The sequence below is a fragment of the Streptomyces sp. genome (assembly GCF_031178505.1).
Taxonomy (GTDB): Bacteria; Actinomycetota; Actinomycetes; order Streptomycetales; family Streptomycetaceae; genus Streptomyces; species Streptomyces gulbargensis.
On sequence record NZ_JAPSIW010000022.1, the window covers coordinates 1 to 24,590 of the forward strand.

17 protein-coding genes are annotated in these 24,590 nt (G+C 72.9%); 9 read left to right on the forward strand and 8 right to left on the reverse strand.

Annotation, left to right across the window (positions count from 1 at the left end):
- Positions 1-2,240, reverse strand: a 2,240-nt coding sequence (locus tag RIF68_RS03830; protein WP_309049676.1) for a helix-hairpin-helix domain-containing protein, incomplete at its 3' end; no start/stop codon positions are given.
- Complete coding sequence (locus RIF68_RS03835; protein ID WP_309049677.1) at positions 2,237-3,214, reverse strand: aldo/keto reductase; 978 nt, start codon at positions 3,212-3,214, stop codon at positions 2,237-2,239. The genes RIF68_RS03830 and RIF68_RS03835, both read right to left, overlap by 4 nt.
- A gap of 129 nt (positions 3,215-3,343) precedes the next feature.
- On the opposite strand from RIF68_RS03835, the gene RIF68_RS03840 reads away from it, so the two are divergent.
- A complete protein-coding gene (locus tag RIF68_RS03840; protein WP_309049678.1) occupies positions 3,344-4,393 on the forward strand; it encodes an LLM class F420-dependent oxidoreductase in 1,050 nt (349 codons plus the stop codon).
- Positions 4,394-4,589: 196 nt separating this feature from the next.
- Here RIF68_RS03840 and corA read toward each other — a convergent pair whose 3' ends face one another.
- Positions 4,590-5,582, reverse strand: a complete 993-nt coding sequence (gene corA, locus RIF68_RS03845) for a magnesium/cobalt transporter CorA (protein ID WP_309049692.1) — start codon at positions 5,580-5,582, stop codon at positions 4,590-4,592.
- Between the two features lie 203 nt (positions 5,583-5,785).
- On the opposite strand from corA, the gene RIF68_RS03850 reads away from it, so the two are divergent.
- From RIF68_RS03850 to RIF68_RS03870, 5 genes are all read left to right on the forward strand, one after another.
- On the forward strand, positions 5,786-6,475 hold the full coding sequence (locus RIF68_RS03850; protein WP_309049679.1) for a histidine phosphatase family protein: 690 nt from the start codon (positions 5,786-5,788) through the stop codon (positions 6,473-6,475).
- 64 nt (positions 6,476-6,539) lie between these two features.
- Positions 6,540-7,130, forward strand: coding sequence for a DUF3090 domain-containing protein (locus RIF68_RS03855; protein WP_309049680.1), 591 nt, complete (start codon positions 6,540-6,542; stop codon positions 7,128-7,130).
- Entirely contained in the window at positions 7,127-7,936 is an 810-nt protein-coding gene (locus RIF68_RS03860; protein WP_309049681.1) for an SCO1664 family protein, read from the forward strand. The genes RIF68_RS03855 and RIF68_RS03860 overlap by 4 nt, the downstream gene beginning before the upstream one ends.
- Positions 7,937-8,182: 246 nt before the next feature.
- Positions 8,183-9,412 (forward strand): cysteine--1-D-myo-inosityl 2-amino-2-deoxy-alpha-D-glucopyranoside ligase, encoded by a 1,230-nt coding sequence (gene mshC, locus RIF68_RS03865; protein WP_309049682.1) that lies wholly within the window; start codon positions 8,183-8,185, stop codon positions 9,410-9,412.
- A 113-nt stretch (positions 9,413-9,525) separates the two neighbouring features.
- Positions 9,526-12,639 (forward strand): NPCBM/NEW2 domain-containing protein, encoded by a 3,114-nt coding sequence (locus RIF68_RS03870; protein ID WP_309049683.1) that lies wholly within the window; start codon positions 9,526-9,528, stop codon positions 12,637-12,639.
- Between the two features lie 87 nt (positions 12,640-12,726).
- Here RIF68_RS03870 and RIF68_RS03875 read toward each other — a convergent pair whose 3' ends face one another.
- The 5 genes from RIF68_RS03875 to RIF68_RS03895 all read right to left on the reverse strand — a co-directional run bounded on the left by RIF68_RS03875 (position 12,727) and on the right by RIF68_RS03895 (position 18,994).
- Positions 12,727-13,800, reverse strand: a complete 1,074-nt coding sequence (locus RIF68_RS03875; RefSeq protein WP_309049684.1) for a PAC2 family protein — start codon at positions 13,798-13,800, stop codon at positions 12,727-12,729.
- 188 nt (positions 13,801-13,988) lie between these two features.
- The gene (locus RIF68_RS03880) at positions 13,989-15,593 is read right to left on the reverse strand and encodes a glycerol-3-phosphate dehydrogenase/oxidase (protein WP_309049685.1); all 1,605 of its coding nucleotides are present in this window, start codon (positions 15,591-15,593) and stop codon (positions 13,989-13,991) included.
- Between the two features lie 16 nt (positions 15,594-15,609).
- Complete coding sequence (glpK, locus tag RIF68_RS03885; RefSeq protein WP_309049686.1) at positions 15,610-17,136, reverse strand: glycerol kinase GlpK; 1,527 nt, start codon at positions 17,134-17,136, stop codon at positions 15,610-15,612.
- Positions 17,137-17,170: 34 nt separating this feature from the next.
- Positions 17,171-17,929 (reverse strand): MIP/aquaporin family protein, encoded by a 759-nt coding sequence (locus RIF68_RS03890; RefSeq protein WP_309049687.1) that lies wholly within the window; start codon positions 17,927-17,929, stop codon positions 17,171-17,173.
- A gap of 279 nt (positions 17,930-18,208) precedes the next feature.
- Positions 18,209-18,994 (reverse strand): IclR family transcriptional regulator, encoded by a 786-nt coding sequence (locus tag RIF68_RS03895; RefSeq protein ID WP_309049688.1) that lies wholly within the window; start codon positions 18,992-18,994, stop codon positions 18,209-18,211.
- Positions 18,995-19,218: 224 nt separating this feature from the next.
- Between RIF68_RS03895 and metH the strand changes: the two genes are divergently transcribed.
- The 3 genes from metH to RIF68_RS03910 all read left to right on the forward strand — a co-directional run.
- The gene (gene metH / locus RIF68_RS03900; RefSeq protein ID WP_309049689.1) at positions 19,219-22,728 is read left to right on the forward strand and encodes a methionine synthase; all 3,510 of its coding nucleotides are present in this window, start codon (positions 19,219-19,221) and stop codon (positions 22,726-22,728) included.
- A gap of 162 nt (positions 22,729-22,890) precedes the next feature.
- Entirely contained in the window at positions 22,891-23,589 is a 699-nt protein-coding gene (locus RIF68_RS03905) for an HAD family phosphatase (protein WP_309049690.1), read from the forward strand.
- 481 nt (positions 23,590-24,070) lie between these two features.
- Positions 24,071-24,590 (forward strand): ABC transporter substrate-binding protein (locus tag RIF68_RS03910; protein WP_309049691.1); only part of this gene is annotated, 520 nt, incomplete at its 3' end.

Below are 24,590 nucleotides of genomic sequence, written 5' to 3' on the forward strand. Positions count from 1 at the left end.
GCCGTGTAGACCCACGGCCGGCTCAGACCCGGCGCCGCGTCCCCGGGCAGCACCACGACCACCGCCGGCCAGCGGGCTCCGGCCGCCTGGTGCGCGGTGAGCGCCCAGCCGTGCCGCAGCGCCGACTCCACCCGCTCCTTCGGTACGAGCACCTCCGCGCCCGCGCAGCGCAGCCGCAGGCCCTCGGCGTCCGCCCCGAGGACGGTTCCGGTCACGGTCCGGCCGGGCGCGGGCGCGTACGCCACGCGGTCACCCGGGTCGTAGCCCCCGAACCGGCCGGGGCCCGGGTTCAGCCGCTGCTTGAGCGCCGCGTTGAGCGCACGCGTACCGGCGGAGCCGCCGTGGCCGACCGTGATCACCTGCGTCCGCTCGGGCGGTACGCCGATCGCGCGCGGGACCGAGTCCGCCACCAGCTGGACCGTCCGGTGCACGGCCTCGCCGGCGTCCCGCACCGGGACGATGACGATCTCCTTGCCGGGGGCCTCCACCTGGAGCAGCTCCCCGGCACCGATGCCGGAGACCAGCTCGCCGAGGGGCCCCGGGTCCGGGACGCGTGAGGCGATCCGGGGGCACACGCGGGCCGCGAGCGCGTCGGCGAAGACCTGTCCGGCACCGGCGGAGCCCAGGACACCCGGGTCGCCGCTCAGGACCAGCCGGCAGCCGTCCGGGAGCGACTCGACCAGCATCGCGCCCGCCTCCACGTCCAGCTGCGGCGCGTCGAGCACCACCAGCAGATCCAGCGCGAGGGCGCCCTCCTCGTCCCGGCCCGGACCGGCCGCGCCGGACAGCAGCGCGGCGAGCGTCACCGCCGGCGCGCCGCCGTCACCGAGCACCCGCAGCCCCTCCGGGCTGTGCACGGTGACCAGGGACCGCAGGCCCCGGGCGCCGGCCGCGGCGGCGAGCGCCACCGCCTCGGTGCGGGCCGCCTCCCCGCCGGTGTGCAGCACGAGTCCGTGCGCCCCGGCGGCGCGATCCAGCTCGGAGCCCTCCCAGGTGTCCGGCGTGACCGTCCGCGCGAGCCGGGCCAGACCGTCGGCCAGGCTCTCCTCGGCGAGCGCGTACCGGTCGAGCCCGAGCAGGACGGGCACGTCGGCCGCCTCCGTCCCGGGCTCCTCCTCCCCGGCGCCCCCCTCGGTGTCGTCCGGCGCCTCCTCCTGCTCCTCCTCCTGGAAGACCAGGACGGCTCCCTCGGAGACGGCGGCCTCGACGGCCTTCTCCGGATCGGGCACCGCGTGCCGGGCGAGCCCGGCCCGTACCGCCTCGATGTCCAGCGCCGTGTGTCCCTGGACGGCGGCCTGCTCCAGCAGCCACACGGTCAGGGCGACCGTCCGGCGCGGGTCGTCCGGACCGCACTCACCGCCGAGCAGCGCCCGCGCGAAGCCGTCGGCCTGTTCGGGGCGGACCCCGGGGACGGCGAGGAGCTGCCAGGGGTCCTCGCGCAGCGCTGCCGCCGCGTTCTCCCCGAGCGCGGTGGCGACGGGCCCGGCCAGGGCCTCGGGAGCACCACCGGCGGCCAGGACCTCCCGTACGGCCGCGGTGGTGGCGGGCGCGGGCGCGGTGGCCGTACGCGGGGCGGGGGGTCGCACCGTCACGGCCGGGGCCGCCGCAGGCGACGGACGGCGGGGGGCGGGCTCGGGCGCCTCGTAGAACGCGCTGCCGGTGGCCTTGCCGCTCTCCACGGCCCGCACGGCGGCCAGCAGATCGGCGGCCGTCCCGCTCAGCTTGGTCCCGCTCTCCACCGGACCGGCCTTCTCGGCCTTCCGCGCCTCGATCCGCGCCCGCAGCTCCCGCTGCGCGGCGATCTCGGCCTCCGCCTCGCTCAGCTCCCCGGCACCGGCGGCTTCCCCTTCGGCCGCGTCGGCATCCGCCGCGGAATCGGCGGCTTCCCCTTCGGCCGCTTCGGCGGGAGGCTCGGCACCGGCGGCTTCCCCTTCGGTCGCGTCGGCGGGAGCGTCGGCGTCCGACCCGGCGCCGGCGGGCTCCCGGTCGGCCGCGTCGGTCGCGGCCGGCGGGACGTCCTCGTCGCCGGCGGCCTCGCCCGTCCCGGCCGGCTCCCCCGCGGCCTCGTCCCGGGCGGTGGCACCGCCGGACGCGTCCGGCTCCCCGGCCGGTCTCGCGGAGCCGGACCCCGCGGCGGGGGCCGCGGCCCCGGTCCGTACGGGCTCCTGCTCCCCGAAGGCGTCGGCAGGCTCCACGTCCGCGGGTGCCTCGGGCACGGTCTCCCCGGAAGGCTCGGTCACAAGGTGCTCCAGTCGTGATCCGGATAGCGGTGCACGGGCGCCGACACGTCGTCCAGCGCCCGGCAGATCTCGTCAGGAAGACTAAGGGTCTCCACCGACAACGCGGCCGCGAGCTGCCGCGCCGTCCGCGCGCCGACGATCGGCGCGGTCACCCCGGGCCGGTCGCGGACCCAGGCGAGCGCCACGTGGAGCGGGGTCGTCGCGAGCCCGTCCGCCGCCGTCGCGACCGCGTCGACGATCCGGCTCGCCGCCTCGTCCAGGTACGGCTCCACGAACGGGGCCATCGTCCCGGAGGCGCCTCGCGAGTCCGAGGGCGTACCGCTGCGGTACTTGCCCGTCAGGACCCCCCGGCCCAGCGGCGAGGACGGCAGCAGCCCTATCCCGAGGTCGAGCGCGGCCGGCAGCACCTCGCGCTCCACGCCCCGCTGGAGCAGCGAGTACTCCAGCTGCGCCCCCGCCAGCCGGGTCCGGTCGCCGGCGAGCTGCCAGGTGCCCGCCTTGGCCAGCTGCCAGCCGCAGAAGTTCGCCACGCCCGCGTACCGGGCGCGCCCGCTGCGCACCGCGATGTCCAGCGCCTGCAGCGACTCCTCGAGCGGGGTGTGCGGGTCGTACGCGTGCAGCTGCCACAGGTCGACGTGGTCCGTGCCGAGGCGGGCGAGCGAGGCGTCGAGCGCGGCGAGCAGATGGCCGCGCGAGCCGTCCGTGCGCCGGTCGGGGTCGGGGACACTGCCCGCCTTGGTGCACAGGACCAGGTCCCGCCGGGGCACCAGGCGCTCCATCAGACGGCCGAGCAGGTACTCCGCCTCGCCGCCGCCGTACACGTCGGCGGTGTCGACCAGCGTCCCGCCCGCGTCCCAGAAGGCCTTCAACTGCTCGGCCGCGTCGTGCTCGTCGGTGTCCCGGCCCCAGGTGAGGGTGCCGAGTCCGAGGCGCGACACGCGCAGGCCGGTACGTCCGAGATGCCTCTGCTCCATGGCCGCGAGATTACTGGCCAGGGCACCACGCGGAGAGAGCCTGTGGACAACCGTCCCCTGCCGGAAGCCAGGACCCCGCGCTAGAGTCCGGACCACAGGGACGTTACCGATGGGTAAGGGGTGCGTGGAATGCGGCTCGGCATCAACCTCGGCTACTGGGGCGCCGGCATGGACGGCGACAACCTCGCCGTCGCCCAGGAGGCGGACCGCCTCGGCTACGACGTCTGCTGGGCGGCCGAGGCGTACGGCTCCGACGCCCCCACCGTCCTGTCCTGGGTCGCGGCGAAGACGGAACGGATCGACGTCGGCTCCGCGATCATGCAGATCCCGGCCCGTCAGCCCGCCATGACGGCGATGACCGCCGCCACCCTGGACTCGCTCAGCGGCGGCCGCTTCCGGCTCGGCCTCGGCGTCTCCGGCCCCCAGGTCTCCGAGGGCTGGTACGGCGTCGCCTTCGACAAGCCGCTCGCCCGCACCCGCGAGTACGTCGAGATCGTCCGCAAGGCCATGACCCGCGAGCGGTTGACGTACGAGGGCGCGCACTGGACCCTGCCGCTGCCGGGCGGTCCCGGCAAGCCGATCAAGCTCACCGTCCACCCGCAGCGCGAGCACATTCCGCTCTACATCGCGGCGATCGGCCCCAGGAACCTGGAGCAGACCGGCGAGATCGCCGACGGCGCGCTGCTGATCTTCCCCTCCGCCGAGCACCTGGAGGAGACGACGCTGCGTCATCTGCGCGCGGGGCGCGAGAAGGCCGGGCTGACCATGGACGGCTTCGACGTCTGCCCGACCCTGCCCCTCGCCCTCGGCGAGGACGTGGACGCCCTCGCGGACGTCTTCCGCCCCTACACCGCGCTGTACGTCGGCGGGATGGGCAGCCGCCAGCAGAACTTCTACAACCAGCTCGCCCGGCGCATGGGCTACGAGAAGGAGGCCGCCGAGATCCAGGACAAGTACCTGGCCGGCGACAAGGCGGGTGCGGCGGCGGCCGTACCGCGCTCCCTGATCGACCGGACGGCGCTGCTCGGCCCGGTCGAGCGGATCGCGGACCGCATGGCCGCCTACGCGGCGGCCGGCGTCACCACCCTCACGCTCTCCCCGGCCGGTTTCACCCTGGACGAGCGGGTCGCGGCGCTGCGGGCGGGCGTCGAGGCCCTGGAGCGGGCCGGGCTCGCCTGACCGACCGCGGGGGAGGGCGGGGAGAAAGCCCACGGCCGTGGTGGGGGCTCGGGGGTCTTCCCCGCCACGGCCGTCACGCAGCTCAACGCGCCACCGCCCCCGGAGTTACGGCCCCGGCCTCACTCCTTCGGCCGAGCCCGCGCCCTCCTCCGGTGCGCGCGCCGGGTCGGCCGTGCCGGCCGCCGGGGCCGGTGCGCTACATCCAGCCCCGGCGCTTGAACAGCCGGTAGAGGCCGAAGACGGTCCCCACCATGAGGACGATCACCGCGGGATACGACCATTCCCAGTGCAGTTCGGGCATGTGGTCGAAGTTCATGCCGTAGATCCCCGCGACCATCGTCGGGACCGCGGCCATGGCGGCCCAGGCGGAGATCTTCCGCATGTCGTCGTTCTGCCGCACCCCCATCTGCGCCAGATGGGCCGACAGCACGTCCGACAGCAGCCGGTCGAGCCCTTCGACCTGCTCGTTGGCACGGGTGAGGTGGTCGTTGACGTCCCGGAAGAACGGCTGGGAGCGCTCGTTCACGAACGGCACCGTGCCGGCCGTCAGGCGGGACATCGGCCCCGCCAGCGGCCCGCTGGCCCGCCGGAACTCCAGGACCTGCCGCTTGGCCGTGTAGATCCGCTCGGCCGTGCTGCCCGCCTTGCCGCCGGTCGGCGCGAACACGTCGGCCTCCAGCTCCTCCAGGTCCACCTGGAGCTCCCCGGCCACGTCGATGTAGTGATCCACGATCGCGTCGCTCACCGCGTACAGCACCGCCGTCGGACCGTGCCGGAGCACCTCGGGATCGGCCTCCAGGCGTTTGCGCACGGCGGCCAGCGGGGCGCCCTCGCCGTGCCGGACCGTCACCACGAACGAGTCGCCCATGAAGACCATCAGCTCGCCCGAGGTGACCCGGTCGCTCTCCGGTTCGTAGACCACCGGCTTGAGCACCGCGAACAGCGAGTCGTCGTAGACCTCCAGCTTGGGTCGCTGATGTGCCTTCAGGGCGTCCTCGACCGCGAGCGGATGCAGCGCGAACTCGGCCGTCACGTGCTCGAATTCGGCGTGGGTCGGTTCGTGCAGGCCCACCCACAGGAAGGCGTCGCCCGTCGCCCGGGCCTCGGCGAGGGCCTGCGAGAGGTCGGCGGGGCCGTCGGTACGGCGCCCGTCCCGGTAGAGGGCGGAGTCCACGATCACGCGCCGTATTCTCCCCCGCCCGTTCCCGCCCCGCACTTCCGCCGTGTCCCGTGCCGCCTGCCGCGCACCCGCGCCTCCGTCCGTAGCCGTCCGTCCTCCGCCCGTACCCGCGCCTCCCGTCCCCACACCAGGCGGCGCCCGGCGGCCCCGGCCGGCGAGCGGTGGCCCCGTCCCCGCCCCGCGCGCGCGGCACGCCGCTTACGCTGGCGGACATGGCCACGCTGATCCTCGTCCGGCACGGACGCTCCACCGCCAACACCTCCGCGGTCCTCGCCGGGCGCACCCCCGGCGTCGCCCTCGACGAGCGCGGGGTCGCGCAGGCCGCCGCCCTGCCCGGGCGCCTCGCGGACGTCCCCCTCGCCGCCGTCGTCTCCAGCCCGCTCCAGCGCTGCCGGGAGACCGTACGGCCGCTCCTGGACGCCCGGCCCGGCCTGCCGCTCCACATCGAGGAGCGGATCAACGAGTGCGACTACGGCGACTGGTCGGGACGCAAGCTCGCCGAACTGGCCGACGAGCCCCTCATGCAGATCGTCCAGGCCCACGCCTCCGCCGCCGCCTTCCCCGGCGGCGAGTCCATGCGCGGCATGCAGGCCCGCGCCGTCGAGGCCGTACGGGACTGGAACGCGCGCGTGGAGGCCGAGCACGGCGAGGACGCCGTCTACGCCATGTGCTCCCACGGCGACATCATCAAGTCCCTCGTCGCCGACGCGCTCGGACTCCATCTCGACCTCTTCCAGCGCGTCCACGTCGACCCGTGCTCGGTCACGGTCATCCGCTACACCCGGCTGCGGCCCTTCCTCGTCCGGCTCGGCGACACCGGCGACTTCGCGGCCCTCGCCCCGCGCGAGACGCCCGGCGACGGCGGGGCGGCGGAGGTCGGGGGCGGCGCGGGCGCACCGTGATCCCTTCCCGCAGTAGGGTGGACGCGCCGCTGTAACGACGTCGAGACGCAAGGGAGCCGGGAACGTGTCCCGTCAGGTGTTCCTCTACGACCCACCGGAGCGTTTCGTGGCCGGTACGGTCGGGCTGCCTGGCCGCCGTACCTTCTTCCTCCAGGCCTCCGCGGCCGGCCGGGTCACCAGCGTCGCTCTGGAGAAGGCACAGGTCGCGGCCCTCGCCGAGCGCATCGACGAACTCCTCGACGAGGTGGTGCGCCGCACCGGGGGCAACGCCCCGGTCCCGGCCGTCGCCCCCGCCGACATCGCGGACACCGCCCCCCTCGACGTGCCCGTCGAGGAGGAGTTCCGGGTCGGCACCATGGCGCTCGCCTGGGACGGCGAGGAGCAGCGCATGATCGTGGAGGCGCAGGCGCTCGTCGAACTCGACGCGGACTCCGAGGAGGACCTCGCCGCCGCCGAGGAACGGCTGCTCCAGGACGAGGAGAACGGTCCGCCGATGCTCCGCGTGCGCCTCACCGGCGCCCAGGCGCGGGCGTTCGCGAAGCGCGCCCTGGACGTGGTGAACGCCGGCCGGCCGCCGTGCCCCCTGTGCAGCCTGCCGCTCGACCCCGAAGGCCACGTGTGCCCCCGCCAGAACGGGTACCGTCGCGGAGCATGAGCAGCAGCAGCCCCGAGACCCTGCCGGCCGTCGAACTGCTCGCCCGCGGTGAGCTGACCGTCCGCGGCCGGGTCCGCGAGGCGTCGAACGCGGTGCTGTACTGCTCCGTCGCCCACGAGGGCCGCGAGGCCGCCTGCGTCTACAAGCCGGTCGCGGGGGAGCGGCCCCTGTGGGACTTTCCCGACGGCACGCTCGCGCAGCGCGAGGTCGCCGCCTACGAGATCTCCGAGGCGACCGGCTGGGGCCTCGTCCCGCCGACCGTGCTCCGGGACGGACCGTACGGCGAGGGCATGGTCCAGCTGTGGATCGAGGCCGACCCGGAGGCGCGGCTCCTCGCGCTCACCGAGGACGCGGAGCCGGGCGAGGGCTGGAGGGCGGTCGGACCGGCCGAGGTCGGGGAGGGTCGCACCGCGCTCCTCGTCCACGCCGACAGCCCCGAACTGCGGCGGCTCGCCGTTCTGGACGCCGTCATCAACAACGGCGACCGCAAGGGCGGGCACCTGCTGCCCGCCCCGGACGGACGGCTGTACGGCATCGACCACGGGGTGACCTTCCACGTGGACGACAAGCTGCGGACCCTGCTGTGGGGCTGGGCGGGGGAGGAACTGCCCGCCGAGGCCCTGGAGGTCCTCGACGGGCTCGGACGTGCCCTGGTCCCGGGCGAGCCGCTCGCGGGACGGCTGTCCCGGCTGCTCACCGCCGCCGAGATCGAGGCGCTGCGAGGCAGGGTCGGGGCGCTGCGGGAGCACCGGCGGCATCCGGTGCCGTCAGGGCAGTGGCCCGCCATCCCCTGGCCGCCGGTCTGAGCGCCCCCCGCGGGAGCGCCGGCGCGGCGTGGTCCGGACCTGACGTACTGCGCCGGGGTCGGTGGTCCGGGCGGCGAGGCGTCCGTCACACTCGGGTCGTGGCCCTAGGGTTTCGGCCACTTCTCCGGCCCGGGGGCGGGCCCCTGGGGGGTATGCACGCGCGGCCCTGACGTGCAAGACCGCCTAATCGGTCAAGATCTCTCCTCCGGTTCGTATCCGGAACGGCTGTCCGGTTACGCTCGGGTCATGCATGCCTGGCCCGCTTCTGAGGTCCCCGCCCTTCCCGGCAAGGGCCGCGACCTCCGGATCCACGACACCGCGACCGGCGGACGAGTGACCCTCGCCCCCGGCCCCGTCGCCCGTCTCTACGTCTGCGGCATCACGCCCTACGACGCGACCCACATGGGTCACGCGGCGACCTACAACGCGTTCGACCTCGTTCAGCGCGTGTGGCTCGACACCAAGCGGCAGGTGCACTACGTCCAGAACGTGACGGACGTGGACGACCCCCTCCTGGAGCGCGCGATCCGCGACGGCATCGACTGGACCGGCCTCGCCGAGCGCGAGACCGCCCTCTTCCGCGAGGACATGACGGCCCTGCGGATGCTGCCGCCGCAGCACTACATCGGAGCGGTCGAGGCCATACCCGGCATCGTTCCGCTCGTCGAGCGGCTGCGTGACTCCGGCGCGGCCTACGAACTCGACGGCGACATCTACTTCTCCGTCGACGCCGACCCGCACTTCGGCTCGGTCTCGCACTACGACGCCGACCTGATGCGCCACCTCTCCGCCGAGCGCGGCGGCGACCCGGACCGTCCGGGCAAGAAGAACCCGCTGGACCCGATGCTGTGGATGGCCGCCCGCGAGGGCGAGCCGAGCTGGGACGGCGGCACCCTCGGCCCCGGCCGTCCCGGCTGGCACATCGAGTGCGTCGCCATCGCCCTCGACCACCTCGGCATGGGCTTCGACGTGCAGGGCGGCGGATCCGACCTGATCTTCCCGCACCACGAGATGGGCGCCTCGCACGCCCAGAGCCTCACCGGCGAGTACCCGATGGCCAAGGCGTACGTCCACGCCGGCCTGGTGGCCCTCGACGGGGAGAAGATGTCGAAGTCCAAGGGCAACCTGGTCTTCGTCTCCGCGCTCCGCCGCCAGGGCGTCGACCCGGCCGCCATCCGGCTCTCGCTCCTCTCCCACCACTACCGCGCCGACTGGGAGTGGACCGACCAGGTCCTCCAGGACGCCGTGGACCGCCTCGGCCGCTGGCGCGCCGCGGTCTCCCGCCCCGACGGCCCCTCCGCGGACGCCCTCGTCGAGGAGCTCCGCGAGGCGCTCGCCGACGACCTCGACACCCCGAAGGCGCTCGCGGCGGTCGACCGCTGGGCCGCGCTCCAGAACGCGGAGGGCGGTACGGACGAGTCCGCGCCCGGTCTCGTCTCGCGCGCCGTCGACGCCCTCCTGGGTGTCGCCCTGTAATCCGAGCCCTGCCGGCACTCGTTGGTGCAACCGCCCCCGGACTTCCGCGTGAAGTCCGGGGGCGGTTCCTTTTTGTCCTGTCGGGCTGCGCGATTCTGCGCTAAAGAAGCCCCATGCAATCATCACTGCGCATGAGAGCTGCTGTCGCCGGTGCACTGATCGGGCTCCTCGCCGCCGTCGCCGCACCCGGCGGCACCGCGGCGGCCGGCCCCGCCGAGCGACCCTCGGCCGCCCCTGAGGCCCCGGACGCCCCCGAGCCCCTGGACACCCCCGACTCCACCGTCGGCGACCTCACCGGCTTCACCGCCGACGGCGCCGTCTACCGGCTCGACGCCGGCGCCGCCAAGGCCCGGGTCAGCTTCGTCACCGCCGACACCTTCCGCGTCGAACTCGCCCCCGACGGCACCTTCACCGACCCCACCGGCACCGACATCGTCCTGCCCCAGGGCCCGCCCCCGGTCACCCGCTGGCGCGACCTCGGCGACCGCTACGAGCTGTCCACCGCCAAGGTCACCGTCCGCGTCACCAAGAAGCCCCTCCGCTTCGCCGCCGTCCGCCCCGACGGCACCCCGCTCTGGGCCGAGACCCGGGGCATCGGCTGGAGCGCGGACCGCACCGTCCAGACCCTCGCGCGCGGCGCCGCCGAGCAGTTCTACGGCGCCGGCATGCAGAACGGTCGGGGCAACACCACCCACCGCGGCAGGACCGTCGAGGTCGGCGTCGACTACAACTGGAACGACGGCGGCCACCCCAACTCCGTGCCGTTCTACCTCTCCTCGGCCGGCTACGGCGTCTACCGCAACACCTACGCCCCCAACACCTACGCCTTCACCGATCCCGTCACCACCACCGCGAAGGAACGGCGCTTCGACGCCTACTACTTCACCGGCACCGGCCGCGACGCCCTCAAGGACGTCATCGGCCAGTACACCAGCCTCACCGGAAAACCGTTCCTGCCGCCCGTCTACGGCCTGGAGATCGGCGACGCCGACTGCTACCTCCACAACGCCAACCGCGGCGAACGCCACACCCTCGACGCACTGAAGGTCGCCGACGACTACGTGCGGCACGACATGCCCAACGGCTGGATGCTCGTCAACGACGGTTACGGCTGCGGTCACGAGAACCTCGCCGAGACCGCCACCGGACTCGGCGAGCGCGGCATGAAGCTCGGCCTGTGGACCGAGGACGGCCTCGACAGGCTCGGCGAGCAGGTCCGCGCCGGCCAGCGGGTCGCCAAACTCGACGTCGCCTGGGTCGGCCCCGGCTACAAGTTCGCCCTCGACGGCTGCAAGGACGCCCACGCCGGCATCGAGGCCCACAGCGACGCCCGCGGCTTCACCTGGGCCCCCGAGAGCTGGTCCGGCGCCCAGCGCTGCGGCGTCCAGTGGTCCGGTGACCAGGCCGGCAGCTGGGAGTACATCCGCTGGCAGATCCCCACCTACGCGGGCGCCTCCCTGTCCGGCCTCGCCTACACCACCGGCGACGTCGACGGCATCTTCGGCGGCAGCGCCAGGACGTACACCCGCGACCTCCAGTGGAAGACCTTCCTGCCCGTCACCATGACGATGGACGGCTGGGCCGCCCACGACAAGCAGCCCTTCCGGTACGGCGAGCCCTACACGAGCGTCAACCGGGCCTCCCTCAAGCTGCACGAGGCCCTGCTCCCGTACATCTACAGCCACGCCCACCGCGCCACGAAGACCGGCGTGGGCCTCGCCCGCCCGCTCGTCCTGGAGTACCCGGACGACCCGGTGGCCGCCTCCGACGCCGCGAAGTACGAGTTCCTCAGCGGCGAGGACTTCCTCGTCGCCCCCGTGTACCGGGACACCACCGAACGGGACGGCATATACCTGCCCCGGGGCACCTGGATCGACCACTGGAACGGCCGCACCTACCGGGGACCGGTCACGATCGACGACTACAGCGCCCCGCTCGACACCCTGCCCCTCTTCGTCCGGGCGGGAGCCGTCGTCCCCCTGTGGCCGGGGGGCATCCGCTCGTACACCGACCGGGCCCCCGGCGACCCGATCGCCTGGGACGTCTACCCGAGCGGCCGGTCCTCCTTCGAGCTGTACGAGGACGACGGCGTCACCCGCGAACACCGCTCCGGCCGGTACGCCCTCCAGCGCGCCGAGGTCAGCGCCCCCACGTCCGGCCCCGGCGACGTCTCCGTCCGGATCGGCCCGAGCACCGGCACGTACACCGGCAAGCCGGCCGCCCGCCCGTACCACTTCACCGTCCACACCGGCGACGCCCCCGGGGCGGTCCGGCTCGACGGGCGGCCGCTGCCCGCCCACGCCTCCCGCGCCGCCTTCGACGCGGCCCCGCGGGGCTGGTGGTACGACCGCGACGAGCGCGGGGGAGTGGTCCGCGTCAAGACCGCCGCCCTGCCCACCGACCGCGGCTTCCAGCTGCTCCTGACCGACACCAGCGCCGTCGGCGGCGCCGTGCCGGGCGCCTCTGCCACCCTCGCGGCGCCCACCGGCCAGGAGCTCGGCGCCGGCGTGCCCGGCACCGTCGCCGTGGACGTCACCGCCGGCGGCCGGGACGCCACCGACGTCCGGGTCTCCCTCGCCCTCCCCGAGGGCTGGCGGGCCGAACCGGCCGCACCGGTCGACCGCGTCCCGGCCGGCACCACCCGCCGGGTCGAGCTGGCCGTCACCCCCGCCCCGGACGCCCGCCCCGGCGAGGCCACGCTCACCGCCTCCGTCCGCCACCGGGCGGCCGGCACCGACCGGACCGCGACCCAGCGGTTCGCGGTCGGGGTGATGCCCCCGCCGCCGACCGCCGACGCGTGGGCGAGCGACCTCGTCTGGCTGCGCTCCACCAACGGCTGGGGCCCGCCCGAACGCGACCGCTCCAACGGCGAGTCCGGCGCCGCCGACGGCCGCACGCTCACCCTGGCCGGGAAGACCTACGCCAAGGGCATCGGCGCCCACGCCGACTCCGACATCGAGGTGTACCTCGGCGGCCGGTGCACCACCTTCGGCGCCGACGTCGGCATCGACGACGAGATCGACGGGTACGGCGAGGTGGCCTTCTCCGTCGAGGCCGACGGCAGGGTCCTGTGGACCTCGCCCCGCCTCACGGGCGCCTCCGCCCCCGTCCCCGCGCACGTCGACGTGACCGGCGCCCGCCACGTCCGGCTGAAGGTCACCGACACCAACGGCTCCAAGAGCGGTGACCACGCGGACTGGGCGGCGGCCCGGTTCACCTGCGCCTGACGCACCGAGCCGTGCCCCCGGCAGCCGCCGGCCCGGGACACGGCGAAGGGGCGCCCCGACCGGGGCGCCCCCTCCTCTTTCGTACCGTCACTCCTCCTCGGAGCCGCCGTCCTCGCCGTCCGGCCGCGGCGGGCCGTCCGGCCCGGCCTGGTCGTCCTGGACCGTCTCGGCCGGCGGCTCGGCACCCGGTACCGCCTCCGGCCCCGGCTGGTCCGGCTTCGGCGGGCGGGTGCGCCCGCCGGCCGCGTCCCGGAGGTACGAGGTGTCGCCGCCCTCCGTGGCCACTCCGGGGCCCGGACCGGGAGCGCCGGGGCCCGCACCGGGGTCCCGCCGCCGCAGATAGCGCTCGAACTCCCGGGCGATGGCCTCGCCCGAGGCCTCGGGCAGCTCGGCGGTGTCCCGGGCCTCCTCCAGCGTCTGCACGTACTCGGCGACCTCGCTGTCCTCGGCCGCCAGCTGGTCCACGCCCAGCTGCCAGGCCCGCGCGTCCTCCGGCAGCTCGCCCAGCGGGATGCGCAGCCCGATCAGGTCCTCCAGGCGGTTCAGCAGCGCCAGCGTCGCCTTCGGGTTCGGCGGCTGCGACACGTAGTGCGGCACCGCCGCCCACAGGCTGACCGCCGGCACCCCCGCGTGCGTGCACGCCTCCTGGAGGATGCCGACGATGCCGGTCGGACCCTCGTACCGGGTCTCCTCCAGGTCCATGGTCCGGGCCAGGTCCGGATCGGAGGTCACACCGCTGACCGGCACCGGCCGGGTGTGCGGGGTGTCGCCCAGCAGCGCGCCGAGGATCACCACCATCTCCACGCCCAGCTCGTGGGCGAAGCCCAGCAGCTCGTTGCAGAAGGACCGCCAGCGCATCGAGGGCTCGATCCCCCGCACCAGCACCAGGTCACGGGGCTTGTCCCCGCCGACCCGCACCACGGAGAGCCGGGTCGTCGGCCAGGTGATCTTCCGGACGCCGTTGTCCAGGAAGACCGTCGGCCGGTTCACCTGGAAGTCGTAGTAGTCCTCGGCGTCGAGCGCCGCGAAGACCTCGCCCTTCCATTCCCGGTCCAGATGGGCGACCGCGGTGGAGGCGGCGTCGCCGGCGTCGTTCCAGCCCTCGAACGCGGCCACCATGACCGGGTCGATCAGCTCGGGAACCCCCTCGAGCTCGATCACCCAGCGCCTCCTTTTCGAAGTTCCTGTCGTACGGACCAACCTTACGGCTTTCCGGCGGCCCGCCCGCAGCCCCCGTACTTCCCCGCAGGCCCGTGCGGCCTTGATCGGCTACCCAGGATCGGACCGCCCCACACGGCACGCCCGAGGGGCGGCCCCTCCAGGAGGAACCGCCCCTCTTCGTAAGGGAGTTACTTCCGCAGCATCGACTCGACCCCGGCGCGGATCTCGTCCGTCGCGAGACCGCGGATGGTCAGCGTCGTCCGGCGGCGCAGCACGTCGTCCGCCGTCTCGGCCCACTCGTGGTCCCGGGCGTAGGCGACCTGAGCCCAGATCTCCGGGGCGTCGGGGTGGATCCGGCGGGCCAGCTCCGGGTTCTCGTTCGCCATCCGGGCGATCTCGAAGGAGAGCGAGCCGTAGTGCGTCGCCAGGTGCTTGGCGGTGTCGGCGGCCATGCGGGGGCCGGGCGCCGGGCCGTCGACCAGCAGCCGGTGGGCGACCGCGTTCGGGTTGGCGATGCCGGGCAGCGGCAGCCGCTTCGGCAGCGCCGACACCGGCTCGTAGTCCTCGCCGAGCGGGTGGCCCGGGAGCGACTCCAGCTTCTTCATGATCGTGCGGCCGATGTGACGGAACGTGGTCCACTTGCCGCCGGCCACCGACAGCATGCCGCCCCGGCCCTCGGTCACCACGGTCTCCCGCTTGGCCTTGGAGGTGTCGCCGGGACCGCCGGGCAGCACCCGCAGGCCCGCGAAGGCGTAGGTGATGAGGGAGCGGTCGAGCTGCTGGTCCCGTATGGAGAAGGCGGCCTCGTCCAGGATCTGGGTGATGTCCTTGTCGTTGACCGCGACCTCGGCCGGGTCGCCCTCGTACTCCTCGTCCGTGGTGCCGAGGAGCAGCATGTCCTCCCACGGCAGGGCGAAGGTGATCCGGTACTTGTCGATGGGCGTCGCCAGCGCCGCCTTCCACGGGGCGGTGCGCTTGAGGACGAGGTGGGCGCCCTTGGACAGGCGGATGGAGGGGGCCGCGTTCGGGTCCTCCATCTTCCGCAGGTGGTCGACCCAGGGGCCGGTGGCGTTGAGCACCAGACGGGCGGTGACGCCGAACTCCTCGCCGGACAGGCGGTCCCGCAGCTCGGCTCCGGTGACCCGGCCGCGGGTGAAGCGGAGCCCGGTGACCTCGGCGTGGTTGAGGACGACCGCGCCGGCGTCGACGGCGGCGCGGACCGTCATCAGCGCCATGCGGGCGTCGTTCATCTGGTCGTCGCCGTAGACGGCCACGGCCTTGAGGTTGTCCGTGCGCAGCTCCGGCACGTCCTGCGCCGCCTTGGCGGGGGAGAGGAGGTGGCCGACGCCGTCGCCGAAGGCGGACAGCGCGGAGTACGCGAAGACACCGGCGCCCAGCTTGGCGGCGCCGTGCGGGCCGCCCTTGTAGACGGGCAGGTAGAAGGTGAGCGGGTTGGACAGGTGGGGGGCCACCTGGCGGGAGACGGCGCGCCGCTCGAAGTGGTTCTCGGCGACGAGCTTCACCGCGCCGGTCTGCAGGTAGCGCAGGCCGCCGTGGAGCAGCTTGGACGAGGCCGAGGAGGTGGCGCCGGCGAAGTCGCCGGCGTCCACCAGGGCCACCCGCAGACCGGCCTGCGCGGCGTGCCAGGCGGTGGAGATCCCCAGGATGCCGCCGCCGATCACCAGGAGGTCGTACGTCGCCTTGGCAAGCTGCTCTCTGGTCTCGGCGCGGGTCGGGAGCGAACCGGCGGCGGGGCGTGCTCCGAGGGCGGGAACGGTCTGCGGGGTGGTCATCTCGAATTACTCCTCGTCAGTTCTCTTCTTCGAGCCAGCCCATGGAGCGTTCAACGGCCTTCAGCCAGCTCTTGTACTCGCTGTCACGCTTCTCGGCGTCCATGCGAGGGGTCCATTCGGCCGCGCGGCGCCAGTTGGCGCGCAGGGCGTCGGTGTCCGGCCAAAAGCCGACGGCCAGGCCGGCGGCGTAGGCGGCGCCGAGGCAGGTGGTCTCGGCGACCATGGGGCGCACCACGGGGGCGTCCAGGAAGTCCGAGAGGGTCTGCATCAGCAGGTTGTTGGAGGTCATGCCGCCGTCGACCTTCAGCGCGGTCAGCTCGACGCCGGAGTCCTTCGTCATGGCGTCGGTGATCTCGCGGGTCTGCCAGGCGGTGGCCTCCAGGACGGCACGGGCGATGTGCGCCTTGGTGACGTACCGGGTGAGACCGGCGATGACACCACGGGCGTCGGAGCGCCAGTAGGGGGCGAAGAGGCCGGAGAAGGCCGGCACGAAGTAGGCGCCGCCGTTGTCCTCGACCGAGGAGGCGAGGGTCTCGATCTCGGCGGCGGACTTGATCAGGCCCATCTGGTCGCGCATCCACTGGACGAGCGAGCCGGTGACGGCGATCGAGCCCTCCAGGGCGTAGACCGGCTTCTGGTCGCCGATCTGGTAGCCGACCGTGGTCAGCAGGCCGCTGTAGGAGTTGATGATCTTGTCACCGGTGTTCATCAGCATGAAGGTGCCGGTGCCGTACGTGGACTTGGCCTCGCCCTCGGCGAAGCAGGTCTGGCCGAAGAGGGCGGCCTGCTGGTCGCCGAGCGCGGAGGCGACCGGGACGCCGTCGAGGACGCCGCCCTTGACCGTGCCGTACACCTCGGCGGAGGAGCGGATCTCCGGCAGCACGGCGGCCGGGATCTCCATCGACGACAGGATGCGCTCGTCCCAGGCCATGTCGTGGAGGTTCATCAGCATGGTGCGGGAGGCGTTGGTGACGTCGGTGACGTGGACGCCGCCGTCGACACCGCCGGTGAGGTTCCAGATGACCCAGGAGTCCATGGTGCCGAAGAGGATCTCGCCGCGCTCGGCGCGCTCGCGCAGGCCCTCGACGTTGTCCAGCAGCCAGCGGACCTTGGGGCCGGAGAAGTAGCTCGCCAGCGGCAGGCCGGTCTCGCGGCGGAAGCGGTCCTGGCCGACGTTGCGGCCGAGCTCCTTGCAGAGGGTGTCGGTGCGGGTGTCCTGCCACACGAGGGCGTTGTGGACGGGCTCACCGGTGTTCCTGTCCCAGAGCAGGGTGGTCTCGCGCTGGTTGGTGATGCCGATGGCCTTGACGTCGGCGGAGGTGATGCCCGCCTTGTCGAGGGCGCCCGCGACGACCTCCTGGACGTTGGTCCAGATCTCGGCGGCGTCGTGCTCCACCCAGCCCGGCTTCGGGAAGATCTGCTCGTGCTCCTTCTGGTCGACCGAGACGATCCGGCCGTCCTTGTCGAAGACGATGCAGCGGGAGGAGGTGGTGCCCTGGTCGATGGCCGCGATGAAGGGGCCCGCGGTGTGTGCGTCGGTCACGATGTGCTCCAAGGGAAGTCTGGAAGAGGACGGCTCAGGCGAACGCGAGGGAGTAGATACCCGCGGCGAGGGCTCCACCGATCAGCGGTCCCACGACCGGGACCCAGGCGTAGCTCCAGTCGGAGCCGCCCTTGTTCGGCAGCGGCAGCAGGGCGTGCACGATGCGCGGACCGAGGTCACGGGCCGGGTTGATCGCGTACCCGGTCGGGCCGCCGAGCGAGAGGCCGATCGAGACCACGACGAAGGCCGTGATCAGGGCGCCGAGGACGCCGAGGCCCTTGCCGCTGTCGTTGAGGCCCTGCGTGAGCACGGCGAGGACCAGGACGACGGTGCCGATGATCTCGGTGGCGAGGTTCTGCCAGGCGCTGCGGATCTCCGGACCGGTGGAGAAGATGCCCAGCACCGGACCGGGGCCCTCGATCGGCTTCTCGCCCACGGTCCCGGGGTCGGTGAGGTGGGCCCGGAACTGTCCGTAGTACGCCACCCAGACCAGCGCGGCGCCGATCATCGCGCCGAGGAACTGGCCGGCGAAGTAGACGGGTACGTCACTCCAGTCGCCGTCCTTGAGCGCGATGCCGACCGTCACGGCGGGGTTCAGATGGGCTCCGGAGAGGGAAGCCGTCATGTAGACGGCCGTCATCACGGCGAAGCCCCACCCGAAGGTGATCGCGAGCCAGCCCGCACCACGGGCCTTCGAGCTCTTGAGCGTCACGGCGGCGCAGACACCGCCGCCGAGAAGAATGAGTACGGCGGTACCGATGGTCTCGCCGAGGAAGATGTCGGAGCTGGACACCCGCGACTCCTTTGTCCTTCGTCCAGGGGGAAGGCGAACTCCGGGTTTCTCCGGTGGTCCGCGCCCTCGTGGGGAGGGCGTTTCCGGCCCTTGGCACTGCCACACTCTAACGTGTATTGCCGGTAGCTGTTCGACAATGCCGACCGATGAACGGAAGTTTTGCCCTCTGGTTAACAGCGCGTCAAGGCCCTGGGAAGTGAAAAACCCGCCGATAACGCGATCGTTACCGGCGGGTTCGAGACAGCCGTCCGCAGCGTACGGGGGCGGTGGCCGTGCGTGTCAGAAGCGGCGGGCCCCCAGGTCCCGGGAGACCGCGCGGGCGCAGTCCCGCACGGCCGCCACCAGCTCCGGCCGCAGCTCCCCGTCCGGACACACCCGCTCCACGGCGCCGGTGACCGCCACCGCCCCCACCGGCATCCGCCGCCGGTCGTGGATCGGCGCGGCCACCGAGGCCACGCCCTCCCAGGTCTCCTCCACGTCCGCGGCCCAGCCCCGCGCCCGCGTCATGTCGAGCAGCTCCTCGAAGGACCCGAGCTCCGTCGTCGTGCGGGGGGTGAACGCCTCCCGCTCCGCCTCCACGGCCTCGCTGTGCGCCACCGGGTCGTACGCGGACAGGACCTTGCCCAGGGCCGTGGAGTGCAGCGGCTGCATGGCCCCCACCTCCAGGACCTGGCGGCTGTCGTCGGGCCGGAAGACGTGGTGCACGATCAGCACGCCCTGCTGGTGGAGCACCCCCAGGTGCACGCTCTCGCCGCTGGACCGGGCCAGGTCGTCCGTCCACACCAGCGCGCGGGCGCGCAGCTCGTGCACGTCCAGATAGCTGTTGCCCAGCCGCAGCAGCTCCGCGCCCAGCTGGTACCGGCCCGAGGCCGGCTCCTGCTCCACGAAGCCCTCGGCCTGGAGGGTGCGCAGGATGCCGTGGGCGGTCCCCTTGGCCAGCCCGAGCGAGGACGCGATGTCGGACAGGCCGAGCCGGCGCTCGCCGCCCGCGAGCAGTCGCAGCATCGCCGCCGCCCGTTCAAGCGACTGGATGTTCTTCGCCATCGCCCGGCCTTTCTCCCTCATCTGTGCTGTTCGACAATGCTGAACACTATCGGTCCATGCCGACCTTGCGTCACACCTGACAGTGTCGGTGAAGAAGGGGCCGTACCGGGAGTCCTCGCACACAGGATGCCGTCCGCCCCGTGGGACGCCGTGTCCACCCCGGGCGGCTCGCGGTTACGCTGACCCCGTGCACGCTCCCCCGAGCGTGCAAAGCCGACAGCCGTCGCATCCCAGGGAGCACATCCATGGCCTCGTTGCCGACCCCTTCCGCCGACAGCCGCACCCGTGCCGAGACGCTGCGCGCGGCGCTCGCGAGCCGCGTCGTCGTCGCCGACGGCGCCATGGGCACCATGCTCCAGGCCCAGGACCCCACTCTCGAGGACTTCCAGAACCTCGAAGGCTGCAACGAGATCCTGAACGTCACCCGGCCCGACATCGTCGCCTCGGTCCACCGCGAGTACTTCGCCGCCGGCGTCGACTGCGTCGAGACCAACACCTTCGGCGCCAACCACTCCGCCCTCGGCGAGTACGACATCTCCCCGCGCGTCCACGAGCTGTCCGAGGCCGGTGCCCGCATCGCCCGCGAGGTCGCCGACGAGGTCACGGCCTCCGACGGCCGGCAGCGGTGGGTCCTCGGCTCCATCGGCCCCGGCACCAAGCTGCCGACCCTCGGCCACGCCCCGTACACCGTCCTGCGCGACGCCTACCAGCGGAACGCCGAGGGCCTGCTCACCGGCGGCGCCGACGCCCTGCTGATCGAGACCACCCAGGACCTCCTCCAGACCAAGGCCTCCGTCATCGGCGCCCGCCGCGCCCTCGACGCCCTCGGCGCCGACGTCCCGGTCATCGTCTCCGTCACCGTGGAGACCACCGGCACGATGCTCCTCGGCTCCGAGATCGGCGCCGCCCTGACGGCTCTGGAGCCGCTCGGCATCGACATGATCGGCCTGAACTGCGCCACCGGCCCGGCCGAGATGAGCGAGCACCTGCGCTATCTCGCCCGCCACTCGCGCATCCCGCTCTCGGTGATGCCCAACGCCGGCCTGCCCGTCCTCACCGCCGACGGCGCCCACTACCCCCTGACCCCGGCCGAGCTGGCCGACGCCCAGGAGACCTTCGTCCGCGAGTACGGGCTCTCCCTCGTCGGTGGCTGCTGCGGTACGACCCCGGAGCACCTGCGGCAGGTCGTGGAGCGCGTCCGCGGCCTCACCCCGGCGCCGCGCGACCCGCGCCCCGAGCCGGGCGCCGCCTCCCTGTACCAGACCGTGCCGTTCCGGCAGGACACCTCGTACCTGGCGATCGGGGAGCGGACGAACGCCAACGGGTCGAAGAAGTTCCGCGAGGCGATGCTGGAGGGCCGCTGGGACGACTGCGTCGAGATGGCCCGGGACCAGATCCGCGAGGGCGCGCACATGCTCGACCTCTGCGTGGACTACGTGGGCCGCGACGGTGTCGCCGACATGGAGGAGCTGGCCGGCCGTTTCGCCACCGCCTCCACCCTCCCCATCGTCCTGGACTCCACCGAGGTGGAGGTCATCCGCGCCGGCCTGGAGAAGCTCGGCGGCCGGGCCGTCATCAACTCCGTCAACTACGAGGACGGCGACGGCCCCGAGTCCCGTTTCGCCAAGGTCACCCGGCTGGCGCAGGAGCACGGCGCCGCGCTCATCGCCCTCACCATCGACGAGGAGGGCCAGGCGCGGACGGTGGAGAAGAAGGTCGAGATCGCGGAGCGGCTCATCGCCGACCTCACCGGCAACTGGGGCATCCACGAGTCGGACATCCTCATCGACACCCTCACCTTCACCATCTGCACCGGCCAGGAGGAGTCCCGCAAGGACGGCATCGCCACCATCGAGGCGATCCGCGAGCTCAAGCGGCGGCATCCGGACGTGCAGACCACGCTCGGCCTGTCCAACATCTCCTTCGGCCTCAACCCGGCCGCGCGCATCCTGTTGAACTCCGTCTTCCTGGACGAGTGCGTCAAGGCGGGCCTGGACTCCGCCATCGTCCACGCGAGCAAGATCCTCCCGATCGCCCGCTTCGACGAGGAGCAGGTCACCACCGCGCTGGACCTGATCTACGACCGGCGGGCCGAGGGCTACGACCCGCTCCAGAAGCTGATGGCCCTCTTCGAGGGCGCCACCGCCAAGTCCCTCAAGGCCGGCAAGGCCGAGGAGCTGGCCGCGCTGCCGCTGGAGGAGCGCCTCAAGCGCCGGATCATCGACGGCGAGAAGAACGGCCTGGAGGCCGACCTCGACGCCGCCCTGGAGACGACGCCCGCGCTCGACATCGTCAACAAGACGCTGCTCGACGGCATGAAGGTGGTCGGCGAGCTGTTCGGCTCCGGCCAGATGCAGCTGCCGTTCGTCCTCCAGTCCGCCGAGGTCATGAAGACGGCCGTCGCCTACCTCGAACCCCACATGGAGAAGTCGGACGACGAGGGCAAGGGCACGATCGTGCTCGCCACCGTCCGCGGCGACGTCCACGACATCGGCAAGAACCTCGTCGACATCATCCTCTCCAACAACGGCTACAACGTCGTCAACATCGGCATCAAGCAGCCCGTCTCCGCCATCCTCGAAGCCGCCGAGGAGCACCGCGCCGACGTCATCGGCATGTCCGGACTCCTCGTGAAGTCGACCGTGATCATGAAGGAGAACCTGGAGGAGCTCAACCAGCGCGACCTGGCCGCCAAGTACCCGGTCATCCTCGGCGGAGCCGCCCTCACCCGCGCCTACGTGGAACAGGACCTCCACGAGATCTACCAGGGCGAGGTCCGCTACGCCCGCGACGCCTTCGAGGGCCTGCGCCTCATGGACGCCCTGATCGCCGTCAAGCGCGGTGTCCCCGGAGCCGTACTCCCCGAGTTGAAGCAGCGCCGGGTCGCCAAGGGCTCCGCCGCGCTCCAGGTGGACGAGCCGGAGCCCGGCGGCCGCTCGGACGTGGCCACCGACAACCCGGTGCCCACCCCGCCCTTCTGGGGCACCCGCGTGGTCAAGGGCATCCCGCTCAAGGACTACGCCTCCTGGCTGGACGAGGGCGCCCTCTTCAAGGGGCAGTGGGGCCTGAAGCAGAGCCGGGCCGGGGACGGACCGACGTACGAGGAGCTGGTGGAGACCGAGGGCCGGCCCCGGTTGCGCGGCTGGCTGGACCGCCTCCACACCGACAATCTGCTGGAGGCGGCCGTCGTCCACGGCTACTTCCCGTGCGTCTCCAAGGGCGACGACCTGATCATCCTGGACGAGGCGGGCAACGAGCGGACCCGCTTCACCTTCCCGCGCCAGCGCCGCGGCCGCCGCCTCTGCCTCGCGGACTTCTTCCGCGCGGAGGACTCCGGCGAGACCGACGTCGTCGGCCTCCAGGTCGTCACCGTCGGCTCCCGGATCGGCGAGGCCACCGCCGAGCTGTTCGCCTCCGACTCCTACCGCGACTACCTGGAGCTCCACGGACTGTCCGTGCAGCTGGCCGAGGCCCTCGCCGAGTACTGGCACGCCCGGGTCCGCGCCGAGCTGGGCTTCGCCGCCGAGGACCCGGCGAACGTGGAGGACATGTTCGACCTCAAGTACCGGGGCGCGCGCTTCTCCCTGGGCTACGGCGCCTGCCCCGACCTGGAGGACCGGGCGAAGATCGCGGAGCTGCTGCGCCCCGAGCGCATCGGCGTGCACCTCTCGGAGGAGTTCCAGCTCCACCCCGAGCAGTCCACCGACGCCATCGTGCTCCACCACCCCGAGGCGAAGTACTTCAACGCGCGCTGAGACCCCCGGGCGGCCGGAGCGCCGCCTTCCCCCGCGCGGGCGCAAATACCGGCGCCCGCGCGGGCGGCGACGTACACTGGTCGGTCCAGTGCAGGCCGGTCCTTCTCCCCACTCCGGGGGAGCGGGGGCCGGCCTTCTCGTCCCTCCATGGAGGTGTGCCGGATGACCAGTACGGTCCCCGCGTCCCTGTTCCGTCCGAACGGCAGCTCCGCGCTGCAGGCGGTCTTCCTCGACATGGACGGGACCCTCGTCGACACGGAGGGCTTCTGGTGGGACGCCGAGGTGGAGGTCTTCGCCGATCTCGGCCACGGGCTGGACGAGGCCTGGCGGGACGTCGTGGTCGGCGGTCCGATGACCCGCAGCGCGGGCTACCTCATCGAGGCCACCGGCGCCGACATCACCCTGGAGGAGCTGACGGTCCTGCTCAACGAGAAGTTCGAGCAGCGCATCGCCCGGGGGGTGCCCCTCATGCCGGGCGCCGAGCGCCTCCTGACCGAGCTCGCCCGGCACGACATCCCCACGGCGCTGGTCTCCGCCTCCCACCGGCGGATCATCGACCGGGTCCTCGCCTCGCTCGGCCCGGACCGCTTCACCCTCACCGTCGCCGGGGACGAGGTCACCCGGACCAAGCCGCACCCGGAGCCGTACCTGACGGCCGCCCGTGGCGTCGGCGCCGATCCGGCCCTCTGCGCCGTCGTGGAGGACACCGCGACGGGCGTGGCGGCCGCCGAGGCCGCCGGATGCCGCGTGGTGGCCGTGCCCTCCGTCGCCCCCATCCCGCCGCTGCCCGGCCGGGTCGTGGTGCGCTCGCTCGAAGAGGTCGACGTACCGTTCCTGCGCACTCTGATCACGGGAATCTGAGGATTTCCTGAGGCTTACCCGCAGTACCCGCGGCACGGGCGATTCCCGCTTTCCCGCACCAAAAACGATCAGGCCATTCACCGTGGACCCGCCACGTGACCTTCGTCACGCAGCGTGCTCGACGGCGGGTGGCCTGAACGCGTTCTCCGTCCGAAAAGCGAGCACAGGGCGACCCCATGTGTCCCGTTTCGATCACCGGCGTCCGCATCGCGCCCCCGCATGACTATCGATCGGCGCGCATCTCTGATCACCCTGCGATTACTCCCGCACCGGGCCCCCGGTCCGGCAATACCCCCGCGCGGACTAATCTTTCGCGAGTACTTCGCCGCATAACCGCGTGCACCGGCGCACACCCACACCGCCGTGAACACAGGAACGATCGCAACATCCCGGCCCGATCGCTCCCGCCCCGACCGGGCGGCCGGCGGCGGAGTGTCCCCAGACCGCTGTACCCCCGCGCCGGGTGAGGAGAACGTCCTTGATGAACCGCAAGACCTTGGTGATGCCGGCCGTGGCCGGACTGCTCGCCCCCCTCCTCGCCGCCTGCGGCGCCTCGGAGGAGAGCAGAGCCATCGTCGTCGGTACCACGGACCAGTTCACGGCCACCGAGGACGCCCCCGCGCCCCTCGACCCGGCCTTCGCCTACGACACCGGCGCCTGGAACATCCTGCGGCAGACCGTCCAGACCCTGCTGCACGTGCCGCGCGGCGGCGGCGAGCCCGTCCCCGAGGCGGCCCGGAGCTGCGGCTTCACCGACAAGGCCAGCGAGAGCTACCGCTGCACCCTGCGCCCCGGCCTCACCTTCGCCGACGGAACTCCCGTCACCGCCGAGGACGTCAAGTACTCCGTCGAGCGCGTCCTGAAGATCAAGTCGGACAACGGCACCGCCGCCCTCCTCTCCAACATCGACACCGTGGAGACCAAGGGCGACGAGATCGTCTTCCACCTCAAGACCCCCGACGCCACCTTCCCGTACAAGCTCTCCACCCCCGTCGCCGGCA